The following is a 14,667-nucleotide window of genomic DNA, read 5'->3' as shown; positions in this document are numbered from 1 at the left end:
GAAATCAGATCATTTTACTGATTGCAATCTTTTCTCTCTCATAGAGGCATCACTCCAGGGTGCACCCCCGCGCACCTACCATCCTGCCCCGCCCCGGACCTGGCGCTCGTCAAACGATGTTGGACCGACCCCTTGTGCTGTCCGTGTGACAAAGTTAACCTCTCTTTCATCTAACTCTTTCAGCTAAAGGTCGACAGGGAGTTGTCATGCCGCTGCAACCATGGATGAATATGTTCTCCACGGACGACCACCTCATCGAGCACCCCCGGGTGTGGCAGGACCGACTGCCCAAGCGGTTCCAGGAGGCGGGCCCCCGCATTGTGGAAGACCCCCGTGAGGACGGCCCGCCCGCCCAGGTCTGGCAGTACGAGGGTGGCCGGTACCCCAACATCGGATTGAACGCAGTCGCCGGTAAGAAGCCCGAGGAGTACGGCGTCGACCCCATCCGGTTCGACGAGATGATCCCGGGCTGCTATGACCCCAAAGCGCGCCTCAAGGACATGGACCTCGACGGGGTCTACGGTGCGCTGTGTTTCCCCAGCTTCGCCCGGTTCAGCGGGACTATGTTCATGGGCGGGGAGGACAAGGAGCTCGCGCTCCTGTGCACCCAGGCCTACAACGACTTCGTCATCGACGAGTGGAGTGCGGCCGACCCAGACAGGCTGCCCCCGGTGATCATCCTGCCGATGTGGGACGCCGAGGCCTCCGTCGCCGAGATCCACCGGACCGCCGCCAAGGGCGCCAAGGCGATCTCGTTTCCCGAGAACACCGTCCCGCTAGGCCTTCCGTCCTTCCACACCGACCACTGGGACGGGGTCTTCGCGGCGGCGTCCGAGACTGGCATGCCGCTCGCGATGCACTTCGGCAGCTCCGGTAAGCCGCCAGAAATCGCTCCCGAGGCGCCCTTCGCTGTGATGATCACCCTGTACGGGTGCAACTCCATGTCCGCGGTGACGGAGTTGATGTTCTCACCCGTCTTCCACAAGTTCCCCGACCTCAAGGTCGGCCTCTCCGAGGGCGGCATCGGCTGGGTCCCCTACATCACCGAGCGCGCGGACTTCGTCTGGGAGCGGCACCGCCACTACCAGAACGTCAACCAGACGGTCCCCCCGTCGGAGCTGTTCCGCAAGCACGTCCACGGCTGCTTCATCTCCGACGAATACGGCGTGAAGAACCGGCACGATATCGGAATCGACAACATCACCTGGGAGTGCGACTACCCGCACTCCGACTCGAACTGGCCGCACAGCCGCAAGATCGCCGAGGACGTCTTCCGTGACGTACCGGACGACGAGGTGCACAAGATGGTCGAGCTGAACACGCGTCGGCTCTACAACCTCCCCGACCGCACTCACGTATGAGCGTCGACGGCACGAGAGAGCCAGAGAGGAGACCACGATGGCCGAGCAGCCGATCGACGCCGATGACTGGACCGAACAGGACCTCCTGACCCGTTCCGAGGCCTCGGGACGCTTGAAGGAGGCCGTAGCCGAAGCGGAGGCCGAGCTGGCGGAGGCCAGGAAGCAGTCTGCGCCGGACCCCGCGGTCGTCGACGCACTCCAGGGGCGCCTCGACGACCTGCGTGAGGCCCTGCCCCTCCACAGCGAGAGCGCGGCCACTGCCTGATCCCACCGGGGGAGCCGGATACCCGGGTCTGGCCAGCGGAGCCCTTGAGCCCAGCTGGCCAGACCCGTCAACCCCGGCAGAAGAGAGAGCCTCATGAGCACGAATCCGATATCCGCTTCGGTGGACACAGCGCGCCTCGCGCGTTGGATGGACGAACAAGGGCTACCCGGCCGGAACCAGGAGCCGGGGCTGGATCGTCTGGACGGCGGATCCCAGAACGAGCTGTTCGTGGTCTCCCGCGGCGGCTCCCAGAGCGTGCTGCGCATGCCGCCCCAGGGGGCCTCCTCCGGGCGCCGCAAGGAACTGCTGCGGGAACTGAGGGTCCTACGCGCCCTCAAGGGAACCGACGCCCCGCACGCGGAACTGGTCGCCGGGTGCGAGGACCCCGACGTCCTGGGCGTCCCCTTCTACCTCATGGAGAGGATCGACGGCTGGTCCCCCATGGGCGGCTGGCCCGAACCGTACGCGAGCGACCCCGAGATACGCGGGAAGCTGGCCTTCGCCCTGGTCGACGGTGCCGCCCGACTCGCCAGCGTGGACTGGCGCGCCCGAGGGCTCGAGGGGTTCGGGCGACCCGAGAGGTTCCACGAACGACAGGTTGACCGCTGGCTGTCCCACCTGGAGCGGTTCCGCTTCCGGGACCTGCCCGGACTGGATGAGGCCTCCGCGTGGCTGCGCCGCAACCGGCCGCGGAACTGGGAGCCCGGCATCATGCACGGCGACTTCCAGTTCGCCAACGTCATGTTCACCCACGACGTGCCCGCGCGGCTCGCGGCGATCATCGACTGGGAGATGACCACCGTCGGCGACCCGCTCCTCGACCTGGGTTGGGCCCTCATCGCCTGGCCCCCCGAAGGCGCCGACATGGAGCACGCTCAGTACCTCGACCTCACCGGCATGCCACAGCGCGAGGAGTTGCTGGCTCACTACGAGAAGGTGAGCGGCCGGTCCACCGAGGACATCGACTACTACGTGGTGCTCGCCCGGTGGAAGCTCGCGATCGTTCTGGAGGGCGGGTACGCGCGCTTCGTCGCGGGCGACCCCGTCGACCCCAAGGTCGAGAACTTCGGCCCCCTCGTCCTGGAACTGATGCGCAAGGCAGCCGAGCTGGGCACCGCGCTGGATTCGGTGGGGAAGTGACATGGGCTACGCCGAAGAAATGTTCGACCTCACCGACCGGGTCGTGCTGGTCACCGGGGGCAGCCGCGGGCTCGGTCGGGAGATGGTCCTGGCCTGTGCCCGCATGGGCGCCGACGTCGTGGTGGCCAGCCGAAACCTGGAGTCCTGCGAGATCGTGGCCAAGGAGGTGGAGGAGACCACCGGACGCGCGGCCCTTCCCCACGCGGTCCACGTCGGACGCTGGGACGAACTTCCCGGCTTGGTCGAGGCCGTGTACGAGCGCTTCGGACGACTCGACGTCCTCATCAACAACGCGGGCATGTCACCCCTCTACGAGAGCCTCACGGACGTTCCGGAAAAGCTCTTCGACTCCGTCGTCAACCTCAACCTCAAGGGGCCGTTCCGGCTGAGTGCGCTCGCGGGTGAACGCATGGTCGCCGCCAAGGGCGGGTCGATCATCAACGTCAGCTCCACCGGTTCCCTGCGTTCCGTGGAGAGCATCATCCCCTATGCCGCCGCGAAGGCGGGCCTCAACTCGCTCACCGACGGGTTCGCCCAAGCCCTCGGCCCCACCGTCCGGGTCAACACCCTGATGTCGGGGACCATGTTCACCGACGTGTCGAAATCGTGGGACATGCGGAGCTTCAACCACAGCATCAAGCGCATCGCCCTGGAACGGGGCGGGGAGCCCCACGAGGTCGTCGGGGCCGCGCTCTATCTCGCCTCCGACGCCTCTTCCTACACCACCGGGGCCACGATCCGGGTCGACGGAGGTATCCCCTGACCCGGACCCCATCCCCGCCCGACACATCACAGGAGCCGCTCCCATGCCGTGGGATTTCAGTACTGACCCCGAATTCCAGGAACTACTCGACTGGGCCGACGCGTTCGTCCGCGAGGAGGTCTCCCGTCTGGACCTGTTGTGGCCACACGACGTCTACAAGCCTCTCACTGAACAGCAGCGCTCCGTCGTCGCGCCGCTGAAGCAGGAGGTGCGCGACCGGGGCCTGTGGGCCTGCCACCTCAGCCCCGAGCTGGGTGGCAAGGGCTACGGTCAAGTCAAGTTGGCCCAGCTCAACGAGATCCTCGGCCGGTCACTGTGGGCGCCGCGGATCTTCGGCACCCAGGCGCCCGACACGGGCAACGCGGAGATCATCGCGCATTACGGGACCCAGGACCAGCAGGACGCCTACCTCACTCCCCTGTTGGAAGGGGAAATCGTCTCCTGTTTCTCCATGACCGAGCCCCAGGGAGGCGCGGACCCCGGTGTCTTCACCACAAGAGCCGAGAGGGACGGCGCCGACTGGGTGATCAACGGGGAGAAACTCTTCTCTTCCAACGCCCGATGGGCCGAGTTCCTCATCGTCATGGCCGTCACCGATCCCGAGGCCGACACCCGTCGGCGCATGTCGATGTTCCTGGTGCCGGCTGACACCCCCGGGATCGAGATCGTGCGGAACATGGCCACCTGGGGGGAACCGGAGGAGGAGGCCTCGCACGCGCTGGTGGCCTACAAGGACGTGCGGGTGTCGGCGGACGCGCTCCTGGGCGCCGAGGGTGACGCCTTCGGTGTCGCACAGACCAGGTTGGGGGGCGGGCGCGTCCACCACGCCATGCGCAGTGTCGGTCTGGCGCAGTACGGGCTGGACATGATGGCCGAGCGTGCCCTGTCGCGCCGCACCAAGGAGGGTCGGCTGGCGGACAAGCAGTTGGTCCAAGGCTTCCTCGCCGACTCCTATTCCGAGATCCAGCAGTTCCGGCTGCTGGTCATGTACACAGCCTGGCAGATCGACCGTCACAACGACTACCAGCGGGTACGCAAGGACATCGCTGCCATCAAGGCCCGGACGCCGCGGGTGCTGCACGAGGTGGCCCAGCGGGCGGTCCAGGTCCACGGAGCGCTGGGCGTCACCACCGAGATGCCACTGATGCGGATGATCGGGACGGCCCAGTCGTTGGCGCTGGCCGACGGCCCCACGGAGGTGCACCAGCTGACGGTCGCGCGGCAACTGCTGCGGGACTACAAGCCCGCGGACGGCGCATGGCCCTCCGCACACCTGCCGACCCGCCGGGAGGAGGCGCGCATGGCCCTGTTCGGGGACTCCGCTCCGTGATCCCCTCCCCGACAGGGAGTCCGTTGATGGAGTCGGTCACCGTGCGCGGCTCCGAGATCCGGTACGGGGTCAGTGGGCGGGGTGAACGGCACCTGCTGCTGGTCCACGGAAGCGCGGCCCACCACCAGTGGTGGCACGCGGTGCTCCCCGCCCTAGAGGCGCGGTGGCGGGTGGTCCGGATGGATCTGAGCGGACACGGCGACAGCGCGCACCGGGACCGCTACGACCTGGCCACCTGGGTGGCGGACGTCCGTGGCGTGCTCGCCGCCGTGGGCGCGCGCGACACGGTCCTGGTGGGCCACAGTCTGGGTGGACGCGTCGCTTTGGCCGCGGCGGCCGAACGGCCAGCAGAGCTGGGCGGTCTCCTGCTCCTGGACGTCGGCGTGTTCACCCCTAGTCATCTGGCGCGGCGGCGGAACACCGCCCGCCGCCGGGGCCGGCGGGAATACGCCACCTACGAAGAGGCGACGGGGCGCTTCCGGCTCGTGCCGGACCAACCGGCCCCGCCCTCGGAGATCCTTGAGCCGGTCGCACGGTCCTCCGTGCGCCCCACCTCGGCCGGTTGGACCTGGAAGTACGACCAACAGGGGTTTCCTCCGCTGTACGGCCCCTTCGTTACCGAGAGCGCAGCCGCCCTGAAGGTGCCCGTGGGGTTCGTTTACGGCGAGCTGAGCCCGCTCGTGGACGCCGCCGCGGCACGACACCTCCGGGCTGCGGCGGCCACGGAGGTCGAGATCAGAGTGGTGCAGGGCGCCCACCACCATCTGATGCTCGACTCCCCCGACGCGTGTGCCGCCCTGATCGACGAGCTGGCTTCGGGGATGCGCACGGAGGCATGACCTGCCGCACTCCTTAGAGTTTAATCAGTGATATAGATTAGATCTACTAGCCAAATAGATGCGATCCGCCTAGAGTCGAGTCATGCTCTACATCGATGGAACATGGGGCCCCGCGGAGGGCGGTCGTGAGTTCGAGTCAGCCGATCCGGCGACGGGCGAGATCCTGGGAAAGGTGGCAGACGCCGGGTACCCGGACGCCGTCCGGGCCGTGGAGGCCGCCGACCGAGCCTTCTCTGAGTGGTCGAGGCGTACCGCGCACGAGCGCTCAGCAATCCTCTACCGGGCTTGGGAACTCATGACGGCGCGTGGCAACGAGCTCGCGGAGCTGATGACCCGGGAACAGGGCAAACCGATTCGCATGGCCCGTGCGGAGGTGACCTACGCCGCCGACTTCCTGCTGTGGTTCGCTGAGGAGGCGAAGCGCGTCTACGGCGAGATGATCCCCTCCGCGCGGGCCGACCAGCGCTTCCTGGTCATGCACCAGGCGGTGGGGGTCGCCGCGGCCATCACGCCATGGAACTACCCGATCTCGATGCTCACCCGCAAGATCGCACCCGCGCTCGCCGCCGGGTGCACCATCGTCGTCAAGCCGGCCGAGCAGACCCCACTGTGCGCCATCGAGACCGTGCGCCTCTTGGAGGAGGCCGGGGTCCCGGCCGGGGTGGTCAACCTCGTCCCCTCGTCCGACCCGGTCGAGGTCGGCGACGTGCTCGTACGGCACCCGAAGGTGCGCAAAATCAGCTTCACCGGCTCCACCGAGGTCGGCAAGCTCATCGCGACCAACGCCGCGGACCAGATCAAGCGGGTGTCCATGGAGTTGGGCGGCCACGCTCCGTTCATCGTCTTCGACGACGCCGACCCCGTCCACGCGGCCAAAGGCGCGGCAGCGGTGAAACTCCTGAACACCGGGCAGGCCTGCATCTGCCCGAACCGGCTCTTCGTGCACTCCACCATCGCGGAGCGGTTCACCCAGACCCTGGTCGAGCGCATGGGGCGGATGACCGCGGGACACGGACTCACCAAGGGTGTCTCGGTGGGCCCGCTGATCGACGCCGAGGCGCTCGAGAAGATGCGCGCCCAGGTCACGGACGCTGTGGCCCACGGGGCCAGAGTGGCCCTGGGAGGGGAGCGGTTGACCGGCCCCGACCACGACAACGGGCACTTCTGGGCGCCGACCGTGCTCACCGGGGTGACGCCGACGATGCGCATCTACCGGGAGGAGACCTTCGGGCCGATCCTGCCGATCGTGGAGTTCGACGACCCCGAGACCGTCGTCGGCATGGCCAACGACACCTCCTACGGCCTCGCGTCGTACGTGTACACGCAGAACATCGGCCGGGCACTGCGCACGGCCGAGGCCCTGGACTTCGGGATCATCGGGATCAACGACATCAACCCGACCTCGGCTTCCGTGCCCTTCGGAGGTGTGAAAGAGAGCGGGCTCGGGCGTGAGGGGGCGAAGGAGGGCATCCACGAGTACCTGGACGCGAAGGTCTGCGGGATCTCCCTGCGATGACGGAGGTAACGAGCATGCCCACGTTCGCGCACCGAGGTGTCGCCGAGGCCCTGGTCCTGGGCGGGTCGGCCTCCGATGTCAGCGAGAAGCTCGCTGAGGTCGGCTACCTCGCGGACAGCACGACCGCACACGTCTGCCACCTGGCCCAGCAGCTCGGAAAGCCGATCCTGGTCGAAGGACCCGCGGGCACGGGAAAGACCCAACTGGCGAAGTCCCTAGCCGACGCAGCTGGGGTACGCCTGGTCCGCCTGCAGTGCTACGAGGGCCTCGACGAGGCCAAGGCGCTGTACGAGTGGAACTACCGCAGACAGCTCCTGCGCATCCAGGCCGTGAGTACCGGGGACGGAATCGGCGAAAGCGCCGACTCGGACGTGTTCGGCGAGGAGTTCCTCCTGACCCGGCCGCTGTTGGAGGCGATCCGCTCGCCCGAACCCGTGGTTCTGCTCGTCGACGAGGTCGACCGAGTGGAGGTCGAGACCGAGGCGCTGCTCCTGGAAGTTCTGTCCGACTTCCAGGTGTCCATCCCCGAGCTGGGCACCGTGACAGCGCACCACGTCCCGCTGGTCGTCCTCACCTCCAACCGCACCCGAGACCTCTCCGAGGCCCTGCGCCGCAGGTGCCTGTACCTGCACCTGGACTACCCCTCGGCGGAGCGGGAGCGCGGGATCATCCTCAGCCAGGTCCCCGGAATCGAGGAGGGACTCGCGAGGGAGATCGCCCTGGCCGTGCGATCGCTCCGCGAGATCGACCTGCGCAAACGACCGTCCGTGTCGGAAACCCTGGACTGGGCGCGGACACTGACCCGGCTCGGCCGCGGGAGCGTGACCGAACAGGACCTGGAGGAAGGACTCTCCACTCTGCTCAAGCACCAGTCCGACATCGAACAGGTTCGCGGGAAGCTCACCGAGAGCGTGTCGACGGCCGGCGCCGCGGAGCGGCCGTGAGGGACGACCCCGGCCGGGCTCAGGTGCCGACGAACGCAAGCGCGGCGTCCAGGCACCTAAGGTCCGTCGGGGTCCCGAAGTGGTCCAGCCCGGAGAGGGATTTCGGGGTCCCCTCGGGAAGAGCCGCGGCGAGATCGGCGGCGGGCCCGGCGGGGTCGTTCTCACCGACCACGACCAGCGTCGGGGTCTCGATCCGTGCCAGCCGTTCCCGGTCCAGCGAGGGCTGCGGCCGATCCAGGAACCGTGCCAGCCGGTGGACGTCGTTGCCCGACGAGGCGGCAAGCCTGTGCCAGAACCTCGCGGCGACGTCCTCTCGGTCCGCAGCGCCGGTGAGCGCACTGGCCAGCGTTCCGGTCTCCTGCTCGGCTAGGGACGGGAGCCCTACCCCCAGCAGCACCAGGCGCCGGAACCGACTCGGGCGTGCCGCGGCCATGCCGAGCAGGACGAGCGCTCCCGCGGAGAAGCCCACCGCATCCACGGATACGTCCGAGCCCAGGGTGCGACCCAATTGGGCTGCGACCTCGTCGGACCACACCTCGTGCTGGGGCTCCGTGGCGTCGCCGTGGAACGGGAGGTCGGGAGCGAGCACGCTGCGCCCGCCGTTTTCCAGGGTGTCGATCCATCCGGTCCGGCCCCAGCCGTGTTCGGCGGTCGAGGCGAAGCCGTGCAACAGCAGTACGGGGGGAGACTGTTCTGAATTCACTTAATAAATTATACAGAAAGTGGAGAATTTCGTGAGTGTTCTTCTGAATCGGCTGCGGGCCGTCGTCACCGAGCTCCGCGGTGTCGGGCTGCCGATCTCCCTGGTCGAGGAGATCGACGCGGTACGGGCGGCGGGGTGCTGTGACCTCACCGACCGCGAATCCCTGAAGGAGGCGCTGGCCTGCTCACTGGTCAAGGCGGCCGAGCACAGGGCGGTCTTCGACACGGTGTTCGAGATCTACTTCGCGTCAGTCCCTGCCGACGAGCACGAAGAAGAGCACGACGAGACGCACCGGAAGCCGGTCCCCGACGACCTCACCGAGACCGTGCGGCGCGTACTCGCTGAGGACGAGGAACCACTGGCCCTCGTCCTGGCCAAGGAGGCCGTGACCCGGTTCGCGGGGATGGTGCCCGGACGCCCGGCGGGGGTCAACCTGTACGCGTTGCGCGCCGTACGACCGCTGCACCTGGAGGAGAACGCCCGCCTGGTGGGCGACGATCTGGTGCGCGGCGCCGAGGCAGGCATGGCCTTCGCAGCGGACATCGCCCGCCGACGGGTCGAGGAGCGCCGACGGCGCCTGGTCCAGGAGATCGAGGCGGAGGTGCGCAGACGGCTGGTGGCCGACCGGGGCGCGGCCGCGGTCACCCGGACGCTGCGCCTGTCCCTTCCCGAGGACGTCGACTTCGCCAGAGCCACGCAGGGGCAACTGGAGGCGATGGGCCGTGCGGTGGAACCACTGACCCGGAGGTTGGCCCGGAAACTGGCCCGCGACCGCATCCGCCACCGGGGTCCGGTGGACATGCGCGCCACGCTCCGACACTCCATGGCCACCGGAGGAGTGCCCGTCGACCTGCGGTACCGGCCGCCCCGGCCCCGTAGGCCCGAGGTGGTCCTGGTCGCCGACGTGTCCGGATCCGTGGCCTCATTCGCCGACTTCACGCTCCAGCTCGTGTACTCCATGAGCCAACACTTCACCCGGATCCGCGCCTTCGTCTTCGTTGACGGGGTCAGCGAGGTCACTGAGACCCTGCGGGAGTCGAGAGGGCTGTCCGAGGCGCTGGAACGGGTGAGCGAGAGTACCGAAGCGGTCTGGGGGGACGGACGCAGCGACTACGGCAACGCTCTCTCCCTGTTCTCGGAGCGCTGGGGAGGTGAGATCGGTTCCCGCACGACCGTCCTGGTGCTGGGAGACGCGCGGAACAACTTTCGCGCACCGCAGGAGCGGGCGCTACGCTCCATCGCCCGGCGGGCAGATCACTTGTATTGGCTCAATCCGGAACCGGTGCGCTACTGGAACTCGGGGGACTCCCTCGCCGACGAGTACGGGCGCCACTGCGCGGCCATGGTGGAGTGCCGTAACCTCCGCCAGCTGGAGGAGTTCATCGAGTCGGTGCTCTGAGCGGCGGTGCGGTCGGCCGCCTCTCAGGAGAACAGGTCCACCAGGGGTTTGCTCTTCGCGTCACTCTTGTAGAGGGGCATGACCGCGGCCTTCATGTGGTTCTCCCAGTGCTTCCTGGCCCCCTCCGCGTCGCGTGCCTCGACGAGGTTGGCCAGGCGGGTGTAGGAGCGCAGGGTACGCCGGAAGTACTTCGTGGCCTTCTCACCCTCCAGTTCGCTCTCGCTGTCGTCCGGGAGGTGGGACGCCATGATGTCCTGAAGCACGACGCACTGAACCGCGAGGGTCTTGTTGCCTGAGCGCTGCGCGACCAACCTGTGGAACTGGCGGGCTAGATCCAACCACCCCACCTGGTCGGGTCCCGCCTCCTCACCCGCCTGGACCGCCTCGCGCAGGGCTTCCGCCTGGTGGCGCAGGTCGGCGAGATCCTGTTTCGTGCGTCGCTGGGCGAGGAACGCGGCGCAGGCCGACTCGGAGACCATGCGCGCCTCGTAAACGTCTTCAAGTGTCGTCCCCTGGATCTGGAGCAGCAGACCGACGTACCTGGCGACCACGGACGGGTCCGGGACGGTGACCTGTGCACCCCCGCGTGCCCCGCGGCGCACGCTGATCAGCGTCTCCGTCTCCAGGATGCGGAACGCCTCTCGCAGGGTGGGCCGGGAGACCCCGTATTTCTCCATCAGCTGGACCTCAGGGGGCAGTGCCTCCCCCTCCTTGAGCCCTCCCTGGATGATCTGCCTGCGCAGTTGGGTGGCGATCAGCTCCGCGGTCTTCGGAACCCGCACAGTCCTGCCAACGCGCTGAACCCCGTTCGACCCAACCGACTCCTTTGGTACGCCCATACCAACACCCCATCCGTCACCGTGGCCGGTCGGTCCGGCCACACCTTCGTCCACGCGGTCTCGGCTCCCGATCCTATCGACCCACTACCCCTTCCCTTCCACCTCAGATGATTAAGTTATATTATTTATCTCACTTGCCGGTATCGACGGAAAAGGACCCCCAGATGGAATCACGTCCGGCTGTCCGCCCACTCCCACAGCCCACGCTGGGCAGCGCCGAGTTCTGGTCCTCGGGAAAAGACGGTGTCTTGCGCGTGGCACGGTGTGAGGAGTGCTTCGCCCTTACCCATCCACCCTTGCCCATGTGCCGCTCATGCCGTGGACGCAAGATGTCGCTGTCGCCGGTGTCGGGCGGAGCCACCGTCGTCGGGTTCACCGTGAACGTCCAGCAGTGGCTGCCTGACTTCCCACCGCCCTACGTCATCGCGATCGTCGCCCTGGACGAGGACCGGGCAGCCCGGCTGACCACCAACATTGTCAACTGCGATCCCGACGAGGTCCGCGTGGGGATGCGCGTACGGGTGCTATTCGAGGAGGCCCAAGGAACCGGGGAGGGCGAGGAGATCCACTTCCCGCTCTTCGAACCGGACCCGGAACGGGCCGGTGAGGCCGGGCTGTTCCCCGAGCCCGAGGACAACCGGGTGTACCCACGCCCAATGGTCTCCTCCGACAAGTACGAGGACAAGGTCGCGCTCACCGGCGTCGGACAGTCCACAGTGGGCCGGCGCTTGATGGTCGACCCGCTGTCGCTGACCGTGGACGCGTGCACCCAGGCCGTAGAGGACGCGGGGTTGAGCTTCGACGAGATCGACGGCCTCTCCACCTACCCGGGCCCCGGACTCGGCGGCGGGATGAGCGAAGGCGGCGTGATGGCGCTGGAGGAGGCCCTTAACCTCCATCCCACCTGGGTGAACGGCGGCAGCGACGTTCCCGGGCAGATCGGCTCCATCACCGCCGCCATGCTCGCCGTGGCCGCGGGGCTGTGCCGTCACGTCCTCTGTTTCAGGACCGTCTGGCAGTCCTCGCACGCGACGCTCAGCCGTACGGGCCACTGGGCGCCCGAGGAGGGCCGAGCCACCGGAATGGTGGAGTGGCGGGCGCCGTTCGGGGCCGTCTCCGCGGCTAACTGGATCGCGATGCACGCCTCGAACTACTTCCACCGCTACGGAGGCGACCGGGAAACGCTCGGCTGGATCGCGCTCAACGCCCGCGCGAACGCGGCGCGCAACCCCGAGGCGGTCTACCGGGAGCCGCTCACTATGGAGGACTACCTCCAGGCGCGCATGATCTCCACTCCGTTCAGTCTCTACGACTGCGACGTGCCCGTCGACGGCGCCGTCGCCGTGATCGTTTCCGCGGCCGAGACCGCCGCGGACCGGCCCAGGGCGCCCGTGTTCGTGGAGTCCGTGGGCACCCAGATCACGGAGCGCCTGAGCTGGGACCAGGGCACCCTTTCACATCTGCCGCAGTCCCTGGGACCCTCCGCGCACCTCTGGAGCCGTACGTCTCTGCGACCCGAGGACGTGGACGTGGCCGAGCTCTACGACGGGTTCTCGTTCAACGCCCTGTCCTGGTTGGAGGGTCTGGGGTTCTGTGAGCCCGGCGGGGCCCGGGACTTCGTGGACGAGGGGCGCGGGATCGCGCTCGACGGTCGTCTACCGCTCAACACCCACGGCGGTCAGCTTTCCGCGGGGAGGCTGCACGGCTACGGGTTCGTGCGTGAAGCGGTCCTGCAGCTTCGCGGTGAGGCGACCGGCCGCCAGGTGGGGGACGCCCGAGTGGCCGTGGTCTCCGCCGGGGGCGGCGTACCCTCCGGGGCCATGCTGCTGCGCAGGGGATGACGAAGTTCGGTGGCGCGCCGGGCGTCCCGGCGCGGCACCGAACGGTGTGTACGGATCAGCCGGATCGGGAGGGCCGCCACGTCATGGCCAGGAGCAGGGCGGTGCCCGCCGCTCCCAGACCGACCGCCACGGCTCCGCCGGTCCAGCCGGCGACCCCGGTCCAGAGCGCCCCGTCAAGGGCGAGGGCTCCGGGCCCCGTCACCGCCAGGACCGCGGCCACCACTCCGAGGACCAGGACGTACTCGTAGCCATCCTTGAAGACGAAGAATCCGTTGCCTTTGTGGGCGGTGATTCCCGCGACGAGCATCACGCTGATGATCACCGCGGACGCCAGCGGGGTGAACAGCCCGAGGACGAGCGCCGCGCCGGCGCCGATCTCGGTCACCACGCTGGCCCAAGCCTGGACCCGGCCCGGTCGCAGACCCAGGCTCTCGAACCATCCGGCGGTGCCCTCGATCCGGCCACCGCCCAGCCAGTGGTTCAGGCCGTGGAGGATCATGGTCGCACCGACCACCACCCGAAGTACAAGGAGTGCGGCGTCAACCGGTTCCACGTGCGCTCCTCCAGTCTCCCTCGACGTCCGGAGAGGTCACCGGCCCGTGGATGTCCTTCGCCAGGCCCAGCACCATGGCGAGCTCGTCACGATGGTACGACGCGCCGCCGAAGAGGAACTCGGCCGCCTTGACTCGGCGGAGGTAGAGGTGTGCCGGATGCTCCCACGAGTACCCGATCCCACCGTGGACCTGGATGTTCTTCTCCGCCGCCGCCACACAGGCCTCACTGGTGTAGGCCTTGGCCAGGCTCGCGGCCTCCCGAAGGTGCTCGGGGCTCTCCACCGAGACCCGTGCCGCGTACCGGGCGACGGACAGGGCCGACTCCGCGGCGACGAAGATGTCGACGCACAGGTGTTTGACCGCTTGGAACGCACCGATCGGCTGACCGAACTGCTCACGCACCTTGGCGTAGTCCACCGCCATCTCCAGGACGCGGCCGGTCGCCCCGGCCAGGTCCGCAGCGACAGCCGTCGCCCCTAGGGCCAGGAGCTGGCGCTGGGCCACCGTGAAATCGCCGCCGACCCGGTGTGCGGCCACGCGAACGAGCTGGAGGCGGCCCATCGGCCGGGTCTGGTCCAGGGTCGTGAGCGGTGCCCGTTCGCACCCGTCGGCGTCGCCGGCGACGGCGAACAGACCCAGCCCCTCGCCGGTGGGTGCCACCACGAGGATGAGGTCGGCCCCACAACCGTCGAGAACGGAGTCGACCTGTCCGGACAGAACCCAGTCCTCGCCCTCCTGGGAGGCGGTCACCGTCGACTCGCCCTCACGTCCGGAGAAGCCCTCGGAGAAGGCCACGGTGGCGGTCGTCGTTCCCTCGCTCACCCCCGGCAGGTGGTTCTTCATGGCGTCGGTGTCCCCGGAGAGCAGAAGCGCACCGGCGCCCAGGACCGAGGTCGACAGGAAGGGGCCACCGAGCAGCGCCCGCCCCGTCTCCTCCAATACCGCGGCCATCTCCACGAACGTGGTCCCCTGGCCGCCGAACTCCTCGGGCACCATCAGCCCTTGAAGGCCGAGCTGCTCAGCCATCTGCCGCCAGAGCCCGGAATCGCGGCCCATCCCCCGGTCGGCGATGTCGCGTACGACGCTCTCCGGGGCCTTGTTCTCCAGGAAGGCGCGCGCCGTCAGGCGGAGTTCCTCCACCTCGGAACGGAGTTCCTCATCCATCACTTCTCC

General features: G+C 68.2%; 14 protein-coding genes and 1 pseudogene. 11 read left to right on the top strand and 4 right to left on the bottom strand.

Annotated features, from left to right (window positions below):
* The first annotated feature begins 206 nt into the window (after positions 1-206).
* From ACYVD1_RS15275 to ACYVD1_RS15240, 8 genes are all read left to right on the top strand, one after another.
* Entirely contained in the window at positions 207-1,361 is a 1,155-nt protein-coding gene (locus ACYVD1_RS15275) for an amidohydrolase family protein (protein ID WP_460758945.1), read from the top strand.
* Between the two features lie 37 nt (positions 1,362-1,398).
* On the top strand, positions 1,399-1,626 hold the full coding sequence (locus ACYVD1_RS15270; RefSeq protein ID WP_460758942.1) for a hypothetical protein: 228 nt from the start codon (positions 1,399-1,401) through the stop codon (positions 1,624-1,626).
* Between the two features lie 93 nt (positions 1,627-1,719).
* A complete protein-coding gene (locus ACYVD1_RS15265; protein WP_460758937.1) occupies positions 1,720-2,766 on the top strand; it encodes a phosphotransferase family protein in 1,047 nt (348 codons plus the stop codon).
* 1 nt (position 2,767) lies between these two features.
* On the top strand, positions 2,768-3,529 hold the full coding sequence (locus ACYVD1_RS15260; protein ID WP_460758934.1) for an SDR family NAD(P)-dependent oxidoreductase: 762 nt from the start codon (positions 2,768-2,770) through the stop codon (positions 3,527-3,529).
* Positions 3,530-3,572: 43 nt separating this feature from the next.
* Complete coding sequence (locus ACYVD1_RS15255; protein ID WP_460758931.1) at positions 3,573-4,859, top strand: acyl-CoA dehydrogenase family protein; 1,287 nt, start codon at positions 3,573-3,575, stop codon at positions 4,857-4,859.
* Between the two features lie 26 nt (positions 4,860-4,885).
* Positions 4,886-5,698, top strand: a complete 813-nt coding sequence (locus tag ACYVD1_RS15250) for an alpha/beta fold hydrolase (protein WP_460758927.1) — start codon at positions 4,886-4,888, stop codon at positions 5,696-5,698.
* An 82-nt stretch (positions 5,699-5,780) separates the two neighbouring features.
* Positions 5,781-7,214 carry an NAD-dependent succinate-semialdehyde dehydrogenase gene (locus tag ACYVD1_RS15245; protein WP_460758922.1) on the top strand — a complete coding sequence of 478 codons (1,434 nt, stop codon included), beginning with the start codon at positions 5,781-5,783 and terminating at the stop codon, positions 7,212-7,214.
* Positions 7,215-7,228: 14 nt separating this feature from the next.
* Complete coding sequence (locus tag ACYVD1_RS15240; RefSeq protein WP_460758919.1) at positions 7,229-8,158, top strand: AAA family ATPase; 930 nt, start codon at positions 7,229-7,231, stop codon at positions 8,156-8,158.
* 19 nt (positions 8,159-8,177) lie between these two features.
* On the opposite strand, the gene ACYVD1_RS15235 is transcribed toward ACYVD1_RS15240, so the two are convergent.
* Positions 8,178-8,861, bottom strand: coding sequence for an alpha/beta fold hydrolase (locus tag ACYVD1_RS15235; protein WP_460758917.1), 684 nt, complete (start codon positions 8,859-8,861; stop codon positions 8,178-8,180).
* A gap of 31 nt (positions 8,862-8,892) precedes the next feature.
* On the opposite strand from ACYVD1_RS15235, the gene ACYVD1_RS15230 reads away from it, so the two are divergent.
* On the top strand, positions 8,893-10,260 hold the full coding sequence (locus ACYVD1_RS15230) for a VWA domain-containing protein (protein ID WP_460758915.1): 1,368 nt from the start codon (positions 8,893-8,895) through the stop codon (positions 10,258-10,260).
* A gap of 23 nt (positions 10,261-10,283) precedes the next feature.
* On the opposite strand, the gene ACYVD1_RS15225 is transcribed toward ACYVD1_RS15230, so the two are convergent.
* Positions 10,284-11,042, bottom strand: a complete 759-nt coding sequence (locus ACYVD1_RS15225) for a FadR/GntR family transcriptional regulator (protein WP_460772649.1) — start codon at positions 11,040-11,042, stop codon at positions 10,284-10,286.
* A 164-nt stretch (positions 11,043-11,206) separates the two neighbouring features.
* Here ACYVD1_RS15225 and ACYVD1_RS15220 point away from each other — a divergent pair.
* Together ACYVD1_RS15220 and ACYVD1_RS15215 are read left to right on the top strand one after the other, a co-directional pair.
* Positions 11,207-11,419 (top strand): annotated as a pseudogene (locus ACYVD1_RS15220) (zinc ribbon domain-containing protein); the annotation flags it as partial.
* A 9-nt stretch (positions 11,420-11,428) separates the two neighbouring features.
* The gene (locus ACYVD1_RS15215) at positions 11,429-12,940 is read left to right on the top strand and encodes a thiolase C-terminal domain-containing protein (protein ID WP_460772675.1); all 1,512 of its coding nucleotides are present in this window, start codon (positions 11,429-11,431) and stop codon (positions 12,938-12,940) included.
* Positions 12,941-12,995: 55 nt separating this feature from the next.
* Here ACYVD1_RS15215 and ACYVD1_RS15210 read toward each other — a convergent pair whose 3' ends face one another.
* On the bottom strand, positions 12,996-13,493 hold the full coding sequence (locus ACYVD1_RS15210; protein WP_460772647.1) for a DoxX family protein: 498 nt from the start codon (positions 13,491-13,493) through the stop codon (positions 12,996-12,998).
* Positions 13,480-14,658: an acyl-CoA dehydrogenase family protein gene (locus tag ACYVD1_RS15205; protein WP_460772644.1), complete on the bottom strand. Its 1,179-nt coding sequence runs from the start codon at positions 14,656-14,658 to the stop codon at positions 13,480-13,482. Before ACYVD1_RS15205 ends, ACYVD1_RS15210 begins: the two co-directional genes overlap by 14 nt.
* Positions 14,659-14,667: the final 9 nt, after the last annotated feature.

The sequence above is a fragment of the Nocardiopsis nanhaiensis genome (genome assembly GCF_054778635.1).
Note: the sequence above shows the minus strand (reverse complement) of the source record. Positions and strands in the feature narration are given on the sequence as shown.

Excerpts from the sequence above, each read along its gene's own strand:
- ACYVD1_RS15275 (WP_460758945.1), top strand. The coding sequence starts at position 207 with ATGCCGCTGCAACCATGGATGAATATGTTCTCCACGGACGACCACCTC.
- ACYVD1_RS15270 (WP_460758942.1), top strand. The coding sequence starts at position 1,399 with ATGGCCGAGCAGCCGATCGACGCCGATGACTGGACCGAACAGGACCTC.
- ACYVD1_RS15265 (WP_460758937.1), top strand. The coding sequence starts at position 1,720 with ATGAGCACGAATCCGATATCCGCTTCGGTGGACACAGCGCGCCTCGCG.
- ACYVD1_RS15260 (WP_460758934.1), top strand. The coding sequence starts at position 2,768 with ATGGGCTACGCCGAAGAAATGTTCGACCTCACCGACCGGGTCGTGCTG.
- ACYVD1_RS15255 (WP_460758931.1), top strand. The coding sequence starts at position 3,573 with ATGCCGTGGGATTTCAGTACTGACCCCGAATTCCAGGAACTACTCGAC.
- ACYVD1_RS15250 (WP_460758927.1), top strand. The coding sequence starts at position 4,886 with ATGGAGTCGGTCACCGTGCGCGGCTCCGAGATCCGGTACGGGGTCAGT.
- ACYVD1_RS15245 (WP_460758922.1), top strand. The coding sequence starts at position 5,781 with ATGCTCTACATCGATGGAACATGGGGCCCCGCGGAGGGCGGTCGTGAG.
- ACYVD1_RS15240 (WP_460758919.1), top strand. The coding sequence starts at position 7,229 with ATGCCCACGTTCGCGCACCGAGGTGTCGCCGAGGCCCTGGTCCTGGGC.
- ACYVD1_RS15215 (WP_460772675.1), top strand. The coding sequence starts at position 11,429 with ATGTCGCTGTCGCCGGTGTCGGGCGGAGCCACCGTCGTCGGGTTCACC.
- ACYVD1_RS15205 (WP_460772644.1), bottom strand. The coding sequence starts at position 14,658 with ATGGATGAGGAACTCCGTTCCGAGGTGGAGGAACTCCGCCTGACGGCG.